The sequence below is a fragment of the Pseudonocardia autotrophica genome, assembly GCF_003945385.1.
Lineage (GTDB): Bacteria > Actinomycetota > Actinomycetes > Mycobacteriales > Pseudonocardiaceae > Pseudonocardia > Pseudonocardia autotrophica.
Map to the genome: position 1 here is coordinate 4062757 of NZ_AP018920.1, position 16316 is coordinate 4079072.

Consider the following 16316-nt stretch of genomic DNA (forward strand, 5'->3'; position numbering starts at 1 on the left):
CAAGCGAGGGCCGCCGCACGGGCGTAGCGACCGCGGTCGCGACCGACCGAGACATGCGTCGCGCCGCGACACGGCCGGCGGCTCTCCCGCGCCGGGCCCGGCCCGCTGTCCGTTCGCCGGATACGTGTCCCCTTCCCGATCGGAGCGACGATGACCGTCCCCCGCAGCGCCCGCCTCCTGCTCTCCCGGGCCGATCTGGACTTCCAGCTCCACGACTGGCTGGACGTGCAGGCGCTGACCGTCCGCGAGGCCGTCTCGGCGGTCGGCGAGGCCCTCGGCTACCTGGTCGGCGCCGAGAACCGCGGCCTGCCCCTCTACTGTGGACTCCTGATCGACGACGAGCGCACAGCCCCCGACCCCGGGCAGCGAGCACACGCGGCGCTGCTGCTCGACGTCCCCACCCCGATCGCGAAGAGCAGGCCCTCGCAGTGGTGCCCGGCGGCGAACGACCTCGCCATCCAGATCCACGGCGGCTACGGCTACACCCGCGAGTACGACGTCGAGCAGCACTACCGGGACAACCGGCTCAACCCGATCCACGAGGGAACCCACGGCCTGGTTCGGACTGCTGGAGAGCCTGGACCGGGCCACACCGGACTTCGATCCCGCCGGGTTCTGAGGCACCCGGGAGCGGAGGCGGCGGCCTCCGCTCCCGGGGCCGCTCAGGGTGCCGCGTAGATGGACGTGAGGACCTCGTAGCCGGCCAGACCCTCGGGGCCCATCTCGCGGCCCAGTCCGCTCGCCTTGACCCCGCCGAACGGCGACACCGGGTCGTTGACGTAGGAGTTGATGCCGATCGAGCCCGTCCGCACCCGGCGGGCCACCGCGGTGGCCCGCTCCGGATCGCTGCTCCACACCGACCCGCCGAGACCGTAGTCGCTGTCGTTGGCGATCCGGACCGCGTCGTCGGTGTCGGTGTAGGGGATCACCGCGAGCACCGGGCCGAAGATCTCCTCCTGGGCGATCGTGTGGTTGTTGTCGACGTCGGCGAACACCGTGGGCGAGACGAAGAAGCCACGGTCACGGTCGGCCGGCCGGCCACCACCGGCGGTGACCCGGGCCCCGTCGGCGAGGCCCTTGGCGATGTAGGTCTCCACCCGGTCGCGCTGCCGGGCGGAGACCAGCGGACCGATCTGGGTTGCCGGGTCCAGGGCGTCGCCGATCACGAGCCCACTCGCCAGTGCGGAGACCTGCTCGACGATCTCGGCGTACCGCGAGCGGGGGGCCAGCACGCGGGTACCGAGGAAGCAGGTCTGCCCGTTGTTCAGCAGGGTCGCCCCGAACAGAGCCTCGGAGTGCGCGGTCAGGTCGGCGTCGTCGAGCACGATCGCCGCGGACTTGCCACCGAGCTCCAGGGTGACCGGGCGCAACAGCCGGCCGCAGGTCTCGGCGATGGCACGGCCCGCCGCGCTCGATCCGGTGAAGGCGACCTTGTCCACACCGGGGTGCGCGACCAGGTGTGCCCCGACCTCGCGGCCGGCAGGAACGATGCTGAGCACGCCCGGCGGCAGGCCGGCCGCCTGCGCGGCCTCGGCCATCACCCACGAGTCCAGCACGGTCTCCGGGGCCGGCTTGACCACGACCGTGCAGCCGGCGGCGAGCGCCGGGGCGATCTTCACGAAGGCCAGCGCCTGCGGGAAGTTCCACGGCACGATGGCCGCGACCACCCCGACCGGCTCCCGCCGCACGATCGTCGTGCCGCCGAACATCGCGTCCCGGCGTTCCTCCGTGCCCCGGTTCGCGACCAGCGTCCCGTAGTAGCGCAGCAGCAGTGCCGGGAACACCGACTCCAACGCCTGCGCGATCCGGATCGGCATGCCGTTCTGGCTGCTGACCGCCTGCGCGGTGGCCGCGGCACTGGCGTCGAGGGCGACGGCGAACCGCTCGAGCACCTCGGCGCGGGCCTGCGGGGTCCAGGTCGACCAGCCCTGCGGGTCGTCGAACGCCGTGCGGGCGGCGTCCACCGCGCGGTCGACGTCGGCCTCGGTGCCCTCGGGCACCGCGCCGAGGACCTCCTCGGTCGACGGCGAGACCACCGTGAGGGTGCCGGTGCCTGCGGGGGCGACCCATTCGCCGCCGATGTAGAGCCTGTCGTGCCCTGTCATGGTGTGCCTTTCCTCGAACGGTTCTCAGCCCTGTGCGTGCGGGGTGCGGACGACCAGCCCGTCGAGCTGCGGGGTGAGTTCGAGCTGGCAGGACAGCCGGGAGGTCGGTCCGGCGCCGTCGAGGAACTCGACGAGATCGCCCTCCTCCGGGGCGGGCGCGGGGAGCCGGTCGATCCACTGCTCGTCGACGTGGACGTGGCAGGTGGCGCAGGAGCATCCGCCGCCGCACTCCGCGACGATGCCCGCGACGTTGTTGAGCACCGCCGCCTCCATGACCGTGCCGTTCGGCTCGACCTCGACGGTCCGGGCTCCGCTGGCGGCGTCCTGGAAGGTGATCTTGATGAGGTTCACGTGGCTCCTTCGACGATCGACTCACGCAACGGCGCCGACGCGTCGGCCAGTGCGTCGGGACGCACCACCGAGCCCGCCGCCATCCACTTCTTCCCGGCCATGAACTCGCCGGGGGAATTGACGGTCTCGACGGCCACCACCCGGCCCGCACCGTCGAGATGGAAGACCGCGAACCGGCCGCCGTCGAGGTCGCCGCGGACCACGGTCGTCTCGCCGAGCCCCACCAGACCCGCGATCTTGAGCTTCAGGTCGAACTGATCGGACCAGAACCACGGCACCTCGGGAGCGGGGGCCGGCAGCCCCAGCAGGTCGGCCACCACCTGCTTGGCCTGCTCCCCAGCGCTCGGAATGCTCTCCAGCCGGAACCGGCCCGACCGGCCGGCGAGCGGGCGGCGGGTCATGTCGCCGACCGCCCACACACCGGGCGCGGAGGTGCGGCCCCGCTCGTCGACCAGCACCCCGCCGTCGCACTCCAGGCCCGCCGACCGGGCCAGTTCGTCGCACGGTTGCGCCCCGATCCCGACCAGCACGACGTCGCAGGGCAGCGACCGGCCCGAGTCGAGCACGACGGCGCCGACCCGCCCGTCCGGCGCGGGTGTGAGACCCGCGACGGCGGTACCGGTCAGGATCCGCGTGCCCTGCGCACGGTGCCGGGCGGTGAGCCGATCCGCGAGCTCGGCGCCGGCACTGCGGCCCAGCACCCGCTCCGCGACCTCCACCACGGTCACCTCCGCGCCGAGGCGCCGCGCGGTCGAGGCGATCTCCAGTCCGATGTAGCCGCCGCCGACCACGACCAGGCTCCGGCCCGGGCCGAGCTCACCGGTCAGCGCCCGGGCGTCGTCGACCGTGCGCAGCGTGTGCACGCCCGGCAGGTCCGCACCCGGAACCTGCAACCGCCGCGGCCGGGCGCCGAGCGCGAGCACCACCACGTCGGAGACCAGGCGGGACCCGTCGTCGAGCAGCAGCACCGACTCGCGGGCGTCGAGCGCCCGCACCGTCGCGCCGAGGGTGAGCCCGATGCGCTGCTCGGCGTAGAACGCCTCCGGCCGGAGCGGTTCGAGCGCGCCGCCGGCGCTCTTCGACAGCGGCGGCCGGTGATAGGGCGGGTGCGGTTCCGCTCCGACCAGGGTGACGGGGCCACCGAAGCCGTGCTGGCGGAGCAGGGCCGCGACGGTCGTGCCGCCGTGCCCCGCCCCCACCACGGCCACCCGCACGGAGTCGTCGATCATCGCGCGCGGATCAGGCCTTCGTGAAGGTGATCGGCTGCGTCTTGAGCCCGGACAGGAAATTCGCCGCGCCGTACTTCGCGGTCCCGTCGATGCCGAACGACTCGATCCGGGGCAGCAGTTCCTCGAACAGGATCCGCATCTCCAGCTTGGCGACGTGCTGCCCGATGCACATGTGCGGTCCGAACCCGAAGGCGATGTGCCGGTTCGGCCGCCGCGTGATGTCGAAGACGTCGGGGTTCTCGAACACCGCCTCGTCCCGGTTCGCCGACGGGTAGAGCAGCATGATGTGGTCGCCCTCGGTCAGCTGCCGGCCCGCGAACTCGACGTCGCGGGCGACGACGCGCTGGAAGTGCTTCACCGGGGAGACCCACCGCAGTGCCTCGTCGACCAGCCCGCCGATCAGCGCCGGGTCCTGTTTCACCAGCCGAAGCTGATCGGGGAACTGGGCCAGTGCCTGGACGGCACCGGCGATGGTCGACGCCGTGGTGTCGTGCCCGGCCGTGGCGATCGCCACGCAGTAGCCGACGACGAAGGAGTCCGGCAGCAGCTCCCCGTCGACCCGGGCGTTGGCGATGATCGAGACCAGATCGTCGGTGGGGTTCGCGCGCCGCTGCGCGGCCAGCTCGGTGAAGTAGCCGGCGAAGTCGGCGATCGCGGCGCGCCACATCCTCGCGGCGACGTCCGGTTCCGGCGCGACCTCGGCGCGCTGTTCCTCCGGGTCGGTGGTGCCGAACAGCTCCTGGGTGAGCTTGAGCATCAACGGCTCGTCCTCGCGGGGCACCCCGAACAGCGTCATGATCACCCGCAGCGGGTAGTGCAGGGCGAAGTCCGTCACCACGTCGCACCGGCCGTCGAACGACATCAGGTGATCGACGGCCTCCCGGGCCAGCGCGCGGATCGGCTCCTCGCGCGTGCGGGCGGTGGCCGGCAGGAACCAGCTGCTGGTGACGTTCTTGATCTTCGTGTGCTCGGGGGCGTCCATGTAGGCCAGCGTGTCGAGCGTGCGGGCGTCACCCCGCATCAGCTGCAGGAACGCGCTGCTCGCCCGGTCGTTCACCATCGGCTCGTCGCGGCCGCTGGAGAAGGTCGCCGGATCGCGCTCGATCGCCAGGATGTGCTCCTGGGTGGTCGCGAGCCAGATCGGGTCGAACCCCTCGACGTGCGCGACGCCGAAGGGGTTGTTCGCCCGCAGCCACCTGAAGGCCGGATAGGTGACGTTCTGCTCGTCGGTGTAACTCAGCGGCAGGACGGCGGCGGCCGCGACGTCGTCGGGGATCCGGGCATCCGTGCGGGACTCGGTGGTGGTCATGGTGGTGTCGCTCCTCGTTCGCAGAACTCGGTGTCGGGCGCAGGAGGGGGCCCGGGACGGCGCGGATGCGGTGGTCCCGTGGCGAGGTGGGCCCCGAGGTCAGGCCGGGGCGGCCGCCAGTGGGGTGGGATCGATGCTGCGGTCGAGCAGCAGGTCGGCGCCGCGCTCCCCGATCATGATGGTCGGGGCGTTCGTGTTGCCCGAGGCGATCCGCGGCATCACCGAGGCATCGACGACCCGCAGGCCCTCGATCCCGTGCACCCGCAACTGCGCGTCCACGACGCCCTCCTCCGGCGTGCCGATCCGCGCGGTGCAGGACGGGTGGTACATGTGCTGGGTCTCCGCCCGCACCCAGGACCCCAGGTCGTCGACGCCCGGGCCGGGATTGATCCGGGCACCGAGCACCGCGGCGAGCGGCTCCCGTGACGCGATGTCGGTGGCCAGGTCGATCGCCCGCAGCACGGCGTCCACCTCGGACCGATGGGAGAGCAGGTTGCTGCGGATCCGGGGGGCGGCCGCCGGGTCCGCGGAGCGCAACCGCAGCTCACCGCGGGAGCTGGGGCCGTTGTAGGACAATCCGATCGTCATCGCGGGCTCGCTCGGGCGGCGCATCCCGTGTTCCCAGAACGTGCCCGGCACGAAGATCAGCTGGAAGTCCGGGGCGGCGAGCGCGGGGTCCGAACGCCACAGCACCGCGGACTCCGCGGCGTTGGAGCTCATCATGCCGGTGCCGTCGGCGAGCCACTGTTCCATGTGCTTCGGGTCGGCGGCCTCGGCGAGCGTGTGCGGCGCCGCGGTCTCCCAGTGCAGCAGGGTCAGCGGGTGGTCCTGCAGGTGGGCCCCGACGTTGCGCTGGTCCACCACCACCTCGATGCCGAGCTCGCGCAGGTGCGCGGCCGGCCCGATTCCCGAGAGCATCAGCAGCTTCGGGGAGTTGTAGGCGCCGGCGCTGAGTACCACCTCCCGCTCGACGACGGCGGTGTGCACCCTGCCCGCACTCTCGTACTCGACGCCGACCGCGCGGGTCCCGTCGAGCACCACCCGGTGCACCGTGGCCCCTGTGACGAGCTCGACGTTGCGCCGCTGCAACGCCGGGCGCAGGAACGCGTCCGCCGCCGAGCAGCGCCGGCCGTCCTTCGCCGTCACCTGGCACATGCCCGCACCGGCCTGCTGGGCGCCGTTGAAGTCGGGATTCCGGGCGATCCCGGCCGCGACCGCGGACTCGACGAACGACTCGGCATGTGGGGACACCCAGCGCTGCGTCGTCACGTGCAGCCCGCCGTCGGAGCCGTGGAACGCGTCGTGGATGTCGGCGTTGGTCTCCGACCGGATGAAGTAGGGCAGCACGTCGTCGTAGGACCAGCCGGTGGCGCCGTGGTCGCGGGCCCAGCCGTCGTAGTCCTCACGGGCGCCGCGCATGTAGAGCAGCGCGTTCATCGAGGAGCTGCCTCCGAGCATCTTGCCGCGCGGGAGGAACAGCTTGCGCCCGAACAGGCCCGGCTCGGGCTCGGAGGTGTAGTTCCAGTCGTTCGGGCCCTGGAACATCCCGGCGAACAACGCGGGGACCTTGACCATCAGGTCGTCGTCGGGGCCCCCGGCCTCGAGGACGAGGACGCGGTGCCCCTCGGCGCCGAGCCGTTCGGCGAGCACGCAACCCGCCGAGCCGGCGCCCACGATGACGTAGTCGCAGTGCTTCATCGCACCTCCAGTCGGTCCCGGGGCCGTTCCCGGTGAACACAGGCTGGGTGGTGGCGGGCGTCACGGGTAGAACGAGCTCGGCATCCCCCGATGCCGGTTGGTTCTCACCGGGTGAGCGGGGTCGCCCCGGCGATGTCGTCGCTCATCGTGCGGGCGACGTCGCAGGCGCAGTCGGCGAATCCGAGCACGTCGGAGCGGCCGTCTCCGCGGCGTGCGCCCACGGCGACGTCGACACGATCATCTCCGATGGATCGAGTCGAGCAACAGCCACGACACCGCGCGGTGAGGAGCTGCACGTCGAGGTCGACTTCACCGGGGGTTCCCCGGCGGGCGGACCGGCGTGCTGTTCGACGTCACCCTCACCGGTGAGGGTGATCTCGTTCGTGCACGCCGACCGCACCTGAGCCGCACCGGAAGGGGCCCGCGGCGGGCCGCCGGCGTTCCGCCGCCCTCAGCCGGTGACGAGCTCGAACTCCACGGTCTCGGTGGCGACCCCGTTGACCTGCAGGGAGATCGCGTGCGGTCCACTGTGGTACCGGCGGGTCGTGATCGGCCGGAAGGAGTGCGTGCGTTGCAGGGCGAGGCTCTGCCCGGGCCGTAATGTCGCGGTGGTGAGCTTGAAGACCTTCGGCGACCGCGTCCCGTTGGCCTTGCGGTGGTGCACGACGTAGTCGACGGTCAGCCGCACGTCGTCCTCGCCCACGTTGCGCACGGTCGCCCGCAGCCCGAGCGACTCCCCGACCCGGAGCAGCTCCCGGTCCAGGTGCGGTCCGTCGATCTGCACCGACGCCTCCGCCGCGGCGAACCCGAGCAACGCGAGGGCGCCCCGGTCACCCCGCTTCACCAGCGTGCGCAGGCCGTGCCGGACCAGCCGGCCGGTGTTCGCATCGGGCTCGGCGAGCCAGCGCGCGGCGGTGTCCACCACGAGTGCGGGATGGTCCCGGCTCAGGTCGTTGAGGTGGTTCGCGACCGAGCGGCGCACGTACTCCGACGGGTCCCGGTACAGGGCGTCGAGGACCGGGACGGTCACCCCGGGCCGGCGGGCCAGCTCCGGCACCCGCACCGCCCACGGCAGGTAGGGCCGGGTCCCCTCCGAGGCGAGCCGGCGGACGTCGGCCTCGGCCGACCCGGTCCAGGTCGCCACCGCGGACAGGGCCCGGTCGAGGTCGTGCCGCAGCAGGGTGCGGATCGCGAACTCCGAGGTCAGGATGCCCGTCAGCTCCGCGAGCAGGTCCATCGCGTCGTCGAACGCAGCGGTCGTGCCGTCCTCGACCGCGCGGGCCGCGACGGCCGCGGTCACCGGCCAGACCATCCACCCCTGCAACGCCGGGGCGGCGGTGCGCACGACCCGGGCCAGGTCTGCGTGGGTCCCCGGGACGTCGGCGAGCAGCGCGTCGCGCAGCAGGTCCGCCCGTTCCCGCAGGGCGAGCCCGTCGAGCCGCGCGGCCGCCCCGCGCAGGTGCGGCAGCGCCGCATCGGGAGCGGCGGCGCCGATCGCCCGGGTCAGACTCTCGGCGGTCCCCGCGCTGATCATCTCGTCGGCGAAGGGCATCAGCGTGCCGGTCGGTGCTCGACGAGGGGGACGAGGTGCCCCCGGGACCGGCCGGCCCACCGGACCCCGTCGAGCGCGTCGAGCCCGTCGTCCCTCGCCACCATGCCTGCGATCGTACGAACGGGCGTCCGCGGCCGGGAGTCCGGACCGGCCGGCCCGTCCAGCGGCGCGGGCCGCGTCACCGCGCGAGCAGCTCGGTCAGCGCGGACGCCGCGTCGGCGGCCCCGCTGATCGGCGCCCACCGGCCACCGGTGCGCCGGGCCAGGTCCGCGGCCTGCTCGGTGTCCTCCGCCGGGGCCAGGACCAGCAGCTCCGGCAGCCGGGCGCCGGCCGGGACCGGGTCCTGGTCGTCGGTCGCCCGGCAGTCCGAGAGCAGCACCACCACGCGCCGACCGGCCCGGGAGCGCGCGAGCTGCTCCCCCGCCGCGCGTAGTGCCCCGGCCAGCCCGGTGACGCCGTGCCCGCGCAGTCCCAGGACGTCGTCGACGACGGCGGCCGGGGCCCGGGTGGAGTCGAGCCCCCGCAGCACGGTGACCTCCTTGGCGAACGAGAGCACCGCGTGCTCCCCCGGCGCCCGCCACGCGCAGGCCGCCGCCGCGAGCGCGGCGGCGGCGAGCCGGGTGCCGCCCATCGACCCGGACGCGTCGACGAGCAGGCAGACCGCGAGACCGGGCCGCGCCCAGGCCCGCGACGTCAGCTCGTCCATCGCCGGGGCCCGGCCGGCGGCGCGGGCCTCGGCGACCACCGGCAGGGAGGCGTCGAGGTCGAGGTCCCCGCCGCGGTCCGCCGGGACGGTCCGCAGCCGCCCGATCCCGCGCTCGCGGGGCGGGCCGGACCGGGCGGCGTCGAGCATGATCCGCCCGGCGAGCCGGCGCGCCGCGGCGCGCAGCTTCTCGTCGGTGGCCCGCGCCATGTCGGCCAGCAGCGCGAGCGTGGAGTCCGGCGACTCCTGCAGCGCCGCGTCGAACGCCTCGGTGTCGAGCACGCCGACCTCGGGCGAGATCTCGGCGAAGCCGCGCTGCCGGGCGAGGTCGGCGCGGGGCGTGGTGCGGTCACCCGGCCGGGCGCGGGGGCGCGGCGGACGGGCCGCCGGGTCGGGGGCGCCCGCCGGGGTCGGCGGGCTCAGGCTCCCCCCGGCGCATCACCGCCGGCCGGGTCCTCGTCGGGTTGCGGGGCCGGTTCGAGGCCGAACTCGGCCTCGTAGACCTCCCGGACGACGGCCTCCGGCGACCGCTCGCAGGACTCGGTCAGCCGGATCCGGCCGGACAGCGCGACGAGCGCGGCGTCGAGGCCCACCCGCCACTGCGTCGGCTCGACACCCCGGCGCCGGGCCAGCGCGTCGACGATCCGGACGGTGTCGATGGCGCCGCGGACCGACGACCCGATCCGGATGTCGGCGTGCGACCGGGTCCGGCGGACGAGCTCGACGACCTTGCCGCGCCACACCTCGTCCACCTCGGGTGCCCGCAGCTCGACGATGGCGGTCTCGTCGTCGGCCTCCTGGTAGCCCATGGTGATCCGGCAGACCCGGTCGTAGATCGCCGAGGAGATCCGGGCGGTCCCGATGGCGTCGAACGGGTTCATGGCCGCGACCAGCCGGAAGCCCGGGGCGGCCGGGACCCGGCCGACGCGGGGCACGTGGAGCTCGCCCTCGCTCATCACGGTGATCAGGACGTTGAGGGTCTCCTCCGGGATCCGGTTGACCTCCTCGACGTAGAGCAGGGCCCCGGTGCGCAACGCCTCGACCAGCGGACCGTCGACGAAGGCTTCCTGGTCGTAGCCGCGTTCGAGCACCTGGGCCGGGTCGAAGTGCCCCACCAGGCGGGCCGGGGTGAGCTCGGCGTTGCCCTCGACGAAGACGAACGGTGCGGCGGCCTCGGCGGCGACGGCCCTCAGGAGGGTGGTCTTGCCCGTTCCGGGCGGGCCCTCCAGCACGACGTGCGCGCCGGCCTCCAGGGCGGCCACCAGCAGTTCCACCTCGCGGGACCGGCCCACGACGGACGACGGGCCCGCCGGCCCGGACACGAGGTCGGCCGGGCCGGCGGGGTTGGTGACAGCCGTCATCAGTGCTCGTGCACGATCACGCCGCGGACGTTCTTGCCGTTGAGCAGGTCGTCGTAGCCCTCGTTGACCTGCTCGAGGGTGTAGTACTTCGTGATGATCTCGTCGAGCTTGAGGTCCCCGCTCTGGTAGAGGCCGAGGATCTTGGGGATGTCGACGGTCGGGTTGCAGTCGCCGAACAGGCTGCCCTTCACGGTCTTCTTGAACAGGGTCATGATCGACCCGGGCAGCTGGATGTTCGTGGTGGAGAGCTTGTTCAGCCCGGTCAGGACGACGGTGCCGCCCTTGCCGGTGTTGTCGAACGCGTCGGTGACGATCTCCTCGGTGACGATACCGGCGGTGACGATGGTCTTGTCCGCGCCGTTGCCGTTGGTCATCGACCGGGCCAGGTCGCCGGCCTCGGCGGCGGTGGCGACGGCGTGCGTGGCGCCGAGCTCCATCGCCTTCTCCCGCTTGTTCTGCAGCGGGTCGATCGCGATCAGATTCTTCGCGCCGGCGTAGCGGGCGCCCTGCACGGCGTTGATGCCGATGCCCCCGACCCCGGCGACGATGACGGTGTCGCCCGGCGAAACGTCCGCGGCGTTGACCGCGGAGCCCCAGCCCGTCGGCACACCACAGCCGACGAGCACGGCCTTGTCCAGCGGCAGGTCGTCGTCGACCTTCACGCAGGAGTTCTGGTGGATGGTGGAGTACTGGCTGAACGTGCCGAGCATGCACATGGCGCCGTAGTTCTGCACCGGCCCCGGCCCGGTGAAGGGGAACCGCTCACCGGGGAGGTAGCCCTCAAGGATGGTGGCGCCCATGTCGCAGATGGCCTGCTGGCCGGTGGAGCACCAGCGGCAGGTGCCGCAGTTCGGGATGAACGAACAGACGACGTGGTCGCCGGGCTTGACCCGGGTGACGCCCTCGCCGACCTCCTCGATGATGCCCGCGCCCTCGTGGCCGAGCACCATCGGGAGCCGTGCCTCGAGGTCGCCGTGGGCGATGTGCACGTCGGAGTGGCAGAGGCCGCCGTGGGTGTAACGGATCAGGACCTCACCGGCCTTCGGGCCGTCGAGCTCGAGCTCGACGATCTCGATCGGCTTGTTCGTCTCGTAGACGACCGCGGCCTTGGTCTTCACAGGTGCTCCTTCACGACGTCGGGCAGGAACATCTCGCGGCGTATGCGCCGTCGGCGATGCGAGATCGACACTGCCCCACCCGGGCGGCCCGGACTGTTCCAGAACTGGACAGCCCGGGACGGCCCCGGCCGTTACCCGCGGACGTCGAGGGCCTGCATGCGCCGGTAGAGCGTCGTCCTGCTGATGCCCAGGATCCGCGCGGCCTCCAGCTTGTTGCCCCCGGTGGAGATCAGGCAGTGCTGGATCGCCACCCGTTCGGAGCGTTCCCGTTCGCGGAGCCGGGTCGTGCGCCGCCCGACCCGGTAGCGCTCGGGCAGGTCGGCGACGTCGATGCGGCGGGTGCCCGGCAGGGTCACCAGGTGCTCGACCAGGGCGGCCAGCTCGTTCAGATTGCCGGGCCAGGCCTGCGCGGACAGGGCTTCGACCACCGCCCTGGTCAGGATCAGCTCCCGGCCCGCACCGGTGTCGAGGGCCATCTCGCGCACCAGGTCGGCGATCTCGTGGCGGCGTTCCCGCAGCGGTGCCAGCTCGACCCGGCGGGTGCACCGGGCGACCGTCCGACCGATCGGGACCGGCAGCTCGTCCACCGGGCACGAGGTCAGGACGATCCTGGTCGATCCGGCGTCGTCCAGGAGCCGGTGCAGGACGGTGCACATGTCCTCGGGCAGCACGTGCACGTCGTCGACGACGACGGCGGGGACCCCGTCCTCGACGAGCGCGGCCAGCCGCGCGGCCCAGTGCCGGGAGGGGCCGGTGATCGCGTCCGTGGCCCGGACGACGACCGGCTCCGATCCCGCCCCGAGCAGGCGGGCCGCCGCGGTACTGCGACCGCTCCCCGGCTCGCCGGCGATCAGAGCGGACCGGAACGGTGTCGCCGGGGCACGACCCCGGCCCGGGTGGTCTGCCGCGGCGGACACCGGTGCGAGGTGGAACAGCACGCCGTCCGAGGTGTCCGCGACGGTCTCGGCCTGGACCCGGATCCCGCCGCCGTGCGGGACCTCGAGCACCCGGGACAGCGACCCGCGCTCGACGACCTCGGCCCGCAGGGCCGTGAGCAGCTCCATCCCCCCGTCGCCGAGCACGGTCATCGCGCTGCGGTTGGTCAGCACGACATCCGTGCCGAGCACCGCGATCGGCGAGGTGCGTCGCCGGGTCGCCTCCTGGAAGGCGAGGAACAGCCTGCGGTCGGGCTCCCTGGCCGCCTCGACGATCCGCTCCTCGATGTCGCGGGCGGCCCGCGACAGGAGCGGGGCGAACAGCGGGTGTGCGCGCCGGTCCGCGATGGTGATGTCGAGGACCCCCACCGTCCGGCTCCGCAACGGGTGCCGGATCGGGTGGCCGTAACAGCTCAGGTCCTTGAGCCCGGCGAGATAGTGCTCCTCACCGTGGATCGCGAAGCCGTGGCCGACCTCGAAGGCGGTGCCGATCCCGTTGGTGCCGGCCGTCTGCTCGTCCAGCCGCGCCCCGACGACCAGGCCGAACTCCTCGAACCGGGTGTCGAGCAGGCGGTTGCCCGACCAGATCTGCACGATGTGGCAGTTCTCGTCGGCGAGCTGCACCGAGAACGGCTCGTCCGCCAGATCGGCGATCAGCGCCCGCAGGACCGGTTCGGCCGCGGCCTGCAGCCGGCTGGACCGGTCGACCCCGACGGTCGGCCGTACGTCGACGACCGCGGGATCGACCCCGGCGATACGGGCACGATGCCAGGAGGCCGCGATGTCGTCCCGCGCCGGAGTCACGTCGTCACCTTGCCATGGCCCGCTCCTCCACGACCACGACGTCACCTCAGGAGCAGGTGACGAGCCCGGCCGCGGCGCTGCAGGGCGCCGTGGCATGGATCGGCTGTGTTCGGCTGCCGGGTCCCGATCCTCGTCGGGCGCCGGGTCGTTCTCAGCGGACCAGCAGGGTCGCACCGTCCACGTCGTCGATCATCGCCCGGGCGACGTCACGGGCACACTCGGCGAAGCCGAGCACATCCGAACGCTGGTCCCGTCGGCGCGACGCCACCGCGACCTGGCTGCGTGGGGCGTCCGACAACGGCACCGCCCGCAGCGACGGGCGCTCCAGGCCCATCCGCCAGGCACTGGCCGCGGCCGGGGTCACCACACCACCGAGATCGACGGCGAGACAGAGCTCGGACAGCGTCCCGGCGGGATCGCCGCCGATCCGGGCGGGCCCGCCTCGGCTGTCGGTGAGATGCCAGAAGTCCGTCCAGTCCCTGGTGGCCGCCGGCATGTCCGGCATGGGCTCGTCCAGGACCTCGGCAACCGTCAGTTCGTGCGCCTCCGCCAGCGGATGGTCCGCACCGCAGCACAACACCAGCGGCTCGTCGAACAGGGGCTCGACCGCCAGCTCGTCGTCGACGTAGGGCGGCCGCACGAGCGCCACATCGACCTCGCCGGACTCGACCGCGGTGAACTGCTCGGGGAAGGTCAGCTCCCGTAACGACACGATCAGACCGGGGTGCCGGCGCCGGTAGACATCGACGATCTGCCTGGTCAGCTCGGCCGCGGACACGGTGCCCGCGATCAGCCCGAGGGTGATCCGCCGTTCCCGCAGCGCGGTGTCGCGCACCGCGTCGGTGATCCGGCCGATCCGCTCCAGCAGCTCGCGGGCCTCGATCAGGAGCAGGGCCCCGGCGGGGGTCAGCTCGACCCCGTGTGCGGAACGGTGCGCCAGCTCGGTCCCGACGTGGCGTTCCAGCCTGCGCAGGCCCTTCGACACCGCGGGCTGCGCGATCCGCAGCCGGCGCGCGCCGCCGTGGATGCTGCCTTCCTCCGCAACACAGACGAACAGCTCCAGCAGCCGGACGTCCACGTCCCACCTCTCGTCCCGTCGTCGGGTGCAGATGGTTGTACCCGACAACGGGACACCGGTCACCACATCCGCGAGGAATCGCGACGGATGTCGCGGACCCTCGATCCCGCCGGCGCCCCCGGCCGGGATCGGCTCGGCGGACGGGCGCTACGCAGGCAGCCAGGCGCCCCCACCCAACGCGTCACGGCTGCGGCTGAGCAGCCGCCAGAACGTCCACCCCAGCACACCGAGCACCGCCACCCCGACCCCGAACCACATCCCCCGGGCACCGAGGGCCTCGAGCCAGGCCAACGACAGGAAGCCGACCACGACCGCTCCCGGCATCACCAGGGTGCCCAGCCACTTGTCCGCGACCGCCCATCGCGGGCTGCTCCACAGCATCACCACTCCGGCCACCCAGCCCAGGACCGGGACCACGAACCCGCCCAGCAACAGCAGCAGTACCGCAGCCACGTCGAACGCCTGGGCCGAGCCGGCGCCCGGCCGCGCCACGGCACCGTTCTCCGCCCTGGCGGCCGCCGCCACCTGCTCGGGGGCACCGAGCGCGTCGAGCGCGCGGCGCGCGGTCAGCTCGTCGAACCCATCGGGCACGGCTTCGGCCAGGTGCGCGGTGATGTCACCGAGCAGCTCGTCACGCTGGGCTCCGGGGAGGTCGGCGGACGCGGCGCGCAGCCGCAGCAGGTAGCGCTCGACCAGCTCGTGGACCGGAGTCGGCTCGTCGATCACGAGATCACCGTCCGCCACCCGGCCCCGGTTGCTGTCTCGATCATGTTCGTCCCTCCAGCAGCAGGTCGTCCACCGCGTCCCGGAACTGCGTCCACTCCCCGCGGAACGCCACCAGCGCGGCGGCACCGGACTCGGTGAGGCGGTAGTAGCGGCGGGGCGGCCCCGACGGGGACTCCTGCCAGGTCGTGCTGACCAGCCCGTCGGAACGCAGCCGGGACAGCAACGGGTAGATCGTTCCCTGACCGGCGGCGAGTGTCTCGCTGGCGGCCAGATCGGACACCAGCTCGACGGCGTAGCGCTCCCGGACATCCAGCAGCGCCAGCACGCAGAAGACGATGATGCCGCGGCGCAGCTCGCTCATCGACTTCCCTGCACGGCCAGGTTCCATGTGTCACATGATAGTGCGGCGAGGCCGCGATCCGCCGATCGGCCCATCCCGGATGGCCGACGCGGGTCCGGGGCCTCGGAGGTGCACCGGCGGTCCCGACCGCGCGTGTCGACCGGCGCGGGGCGCGGATGCACGCCGAGCCCGACCACCACATCACCGAGTAGCCCCGGCACCGTCCCGGGCGGGTACCGCGACGACGGTGTGGCGCAACGAGCGCGAGATCCCGAGAGCCGCGGTCCGCACGGCGGGAGCCAGTCGGTCCGTCCGCACCCCGACCCGCGCGGTGATCGACACCGCGGCCACAGCCGCTCCCCCGTCGTCCAGGACGGGGGACGCGACGCAGGCGATGCCGACCGTGGACTCCTCGTGCTCCTCGGCGATCCCGGTATCGCGGATCCGCTGCAGTTCCCGGGTCAGCAGGCCGGGCGCGACCGTCGTGCGCGGTGTCCGGCGCCGCAGCGGGCGCGACAGCAGCGCCTCGATCTGCTCCGCCGGTGCGTGCGCGAGGAGGACCTTGCCGACCGCCGTGCAGTACGCGGGCATCCGGCCACCCACCCGCGACCCGACGGCCGGGGCACGCCGGCTCTCCAGCTTCTGGACGTAGACCACGTCCTCGCCGTCGGCCACCGCGAGGTGCACCGTCTCCCCGGTGGCCTCCTGCAGGTCGGCCAGGTGCGGGGTGGCCGCCTCGCGCAGGGTGCGCGGGCGCGCGGCGAGCTGACCGATCTCGAACAGGTTCATTCCGAGCCGCACTCCGCGGGGCGAGATCTCGACCGCTCCGTAGGTCCCCAGCTGCCGGACGAGCCGGTGCACGGTCGGCTTGGGCAGCCCGCAGCGGCGGGCCAGCTCGGCGAGTGAGAGGTCGCCGTCCGTGGGGCGGAAGGCCGACAGGATGGCCATCACCCGGCCGACCACCGAGTCCGGCGCATCGTCTCGCTCAGTGGAACGCATCGCTTCAG

15 protein-coding genes are annotated in these 16316 nt (G+C 73.2%); 1 reads left to right on the forward strand and 14 read right to left on the reverse strand.

Translation table 11 applies throughout. The features are described 5' to 3' along the window. Positions 1 to 150 precede the first annotated feature (150 nt). A complete protein-coding gene (locus Pdca_RS37585; protein WP_197719768.1) occupies positions 151 to 678 on the forward strand; it encodes an acyl-CoA dehydrogenase family protein in 528 nt (175 codons plus the stop codon). Here Pdca_RS37585 and Pdca_RS18945 read toward each other — a convergent pair. From Pdca_RS18945 to Pdca_RS19010, 14 genes are all read right to left on the reverse strand, one after another. Continuing rightward, positions 663 to 2105, reverse strand: coding sequence for an aldehyde dehydrogenase (locus Pdca_RS18945; protein WP_085912765.1), 1443 nt, complete (start codon positions 2103 to 2105; stop codon positions 663 to 665). The two genes, Pdca_RS37585 and Pdca_RS18945, sit on opposite strands and share 16 nt — an antisense overlap. 24 nt (positions 2106 to 2129) lie before the next feature. Beyond that, complete coding sequence (locus Pdca_RS18950; RefSeq protein WP_232021049.1) at positions 2130 to 2456, reverse strand: 2Fe-2S iron-sulfur cluster-binding protein; 327 nt, start codon at positions 2454 to 2456, stop codon at positions 2130 to 2132. Beyond that, entirely contained in the window at positions 2453 to 3685 is a 1233-nt protein-coding gene (locus Pdca_RS18955; RefSeq protein ID WP_085912764.1) for an NAD(P)/FAD-dependent oxidoreductase, read from the reverse strand. The genes Pdca_RS18950 and Pdca_RS18955 overlap by 4 nt, the downstream gene beginning before the upstream one ends. A gap of 10 nt (positions 3686 to 3695) precedes the next feature. Beyond that, positions 3696 to 4994, reverse strand: a complete 1299-nt coding sequence (locus Pdca_RS18960; protein ID WP_085912763.1) for a cytochrome P450 — start codon at positions 4992 to 4994, stop codon at positions 3696 to 3698. A 99-nt stretch (positions 4995 to 5093) separates the two neighbouring features. Continuing rightward, on the reverse strand, positions 5094 to 6692 hold the full coding sequence (locus Pdca_RS18965; protein WP_085912762.1) for a GMC family oxidoreductase: 1599 nt from the start codon (positions 6690 to 6692) through the stop codon (positions 5094 to 5096). 451 nt (positions 6693 to 7143) lie between these two features. Further along, the gene (locus Pdca_RS18970) at positions 7144 to 8244 is read right to left on the reverse strand and encodes a DNA alkylation repair protein (protein ID WP_085912761.1); all 1101 of its coding nucleotides are present in this window, start codon (positions 8242 to 8244) and stop codon (positions 7144 to 7146) included. 178 nt (positions 8245 to 8422) lie between these two features. Further along, on the reverse strand, positions 8423 to 9229 hold the full coding sequence (locus tag Pdca_RS18975) for a VWA domain-containing protein (protein WP_232021050.1): 807 nt from the start codon (positions 9227 to 9229) through the stop codon (positions 8423 to 8425). A gap of 137 nt (positions 9230 to 9366) precedes the next feature. Continuing rightward, complete coding sequence (locus Pdca_RS18980; RefSeq protein ID WP_085912760.1) at positions 9367 to 10308, reverse strand: AAA family ATPase; 942 nt, start codon at positions 10306 to 10308, stop codon at positions 9367 to 9369. Next, positions 10308 to 11426, reverse strand: coding sequence for an NDMA-dependent alcohol dehydrogenase (locus tag Pdca_RS18985; RefSeq protein WP_085912759.1), 1119 nt, complete (start codon positions 11424 to 11426; stop codon positions 10308 to 10310). The genes Pdca_RS18980 and Pdca_RS18985 overlap by 1 nt, the downstream gene beginning before the upstream one ends. A 131-nt stretch (positions 11427 to 11557) precedes the next feature. Further along, positions 11558 to 13165, reverse strand: a complete 1608-nt coding sequence (locus tag Pdca_RS18990) for a sigma-54-dependent Fis family transcriptional regulator (RefSeq protein ID WP_085912758.1) — start codon at positions 13163 to 13165, stop codon at positions 11558 to 11560. Positions 13166 to 13316: 151 nt separating this feature from the next. After that, positions 13317 to 14243: a LysR family transcriptional regulator gene (locus Pdca_RS18995; protein ID WP_125911469.1), complete on the reverse strand. Its 927-nt coding sequence runs from the start codon at positions 14241 to 14243 to the stop codon at positions 13317 to 13319. 147 nt (positions 14244 to 14390) lie between these two features. Then, on the reverse strand, positions 14391 to 14969 hold the full coding sequence (locus Pdca_RS19000) for an HAAS signaling domain-containing protein (protein WP_125911470.1): 579 nt from the start codon (positions 14967 to 14969) through the stop codon (positions 14391 to 14393). A 40-nt stretch (positions 14970 to 15009) separates the two neighbouring features. Continuing rightward, the gene (locus Pdca_RS19005) at positions 15010 to 15357 is read right to left on the reverse strand and encodes a PadR family transcriptional regulator (protein ID WP_085912755.1); all 348 of its coding nucleotides are present in this window, start codon (positions 15355 to 15357) and stop codon (positions 15010 to 15012) included. Between the two features lie 153 nt (positions 15358 to 15510). Continuing rightward, positions 15511 to 16308: an IclR family transcriptional regulator gene (locus Pdca_RS19010; RefSeq protein WP_085912754.1), complete on the reverse strand. Its 798-nt coding sequence runs from the start codon at positions 16306 to 16308 to the stop codon at positions 15511 to 15513. Positions 16309 to 16316: the final 8 nt, after the last annotated feature.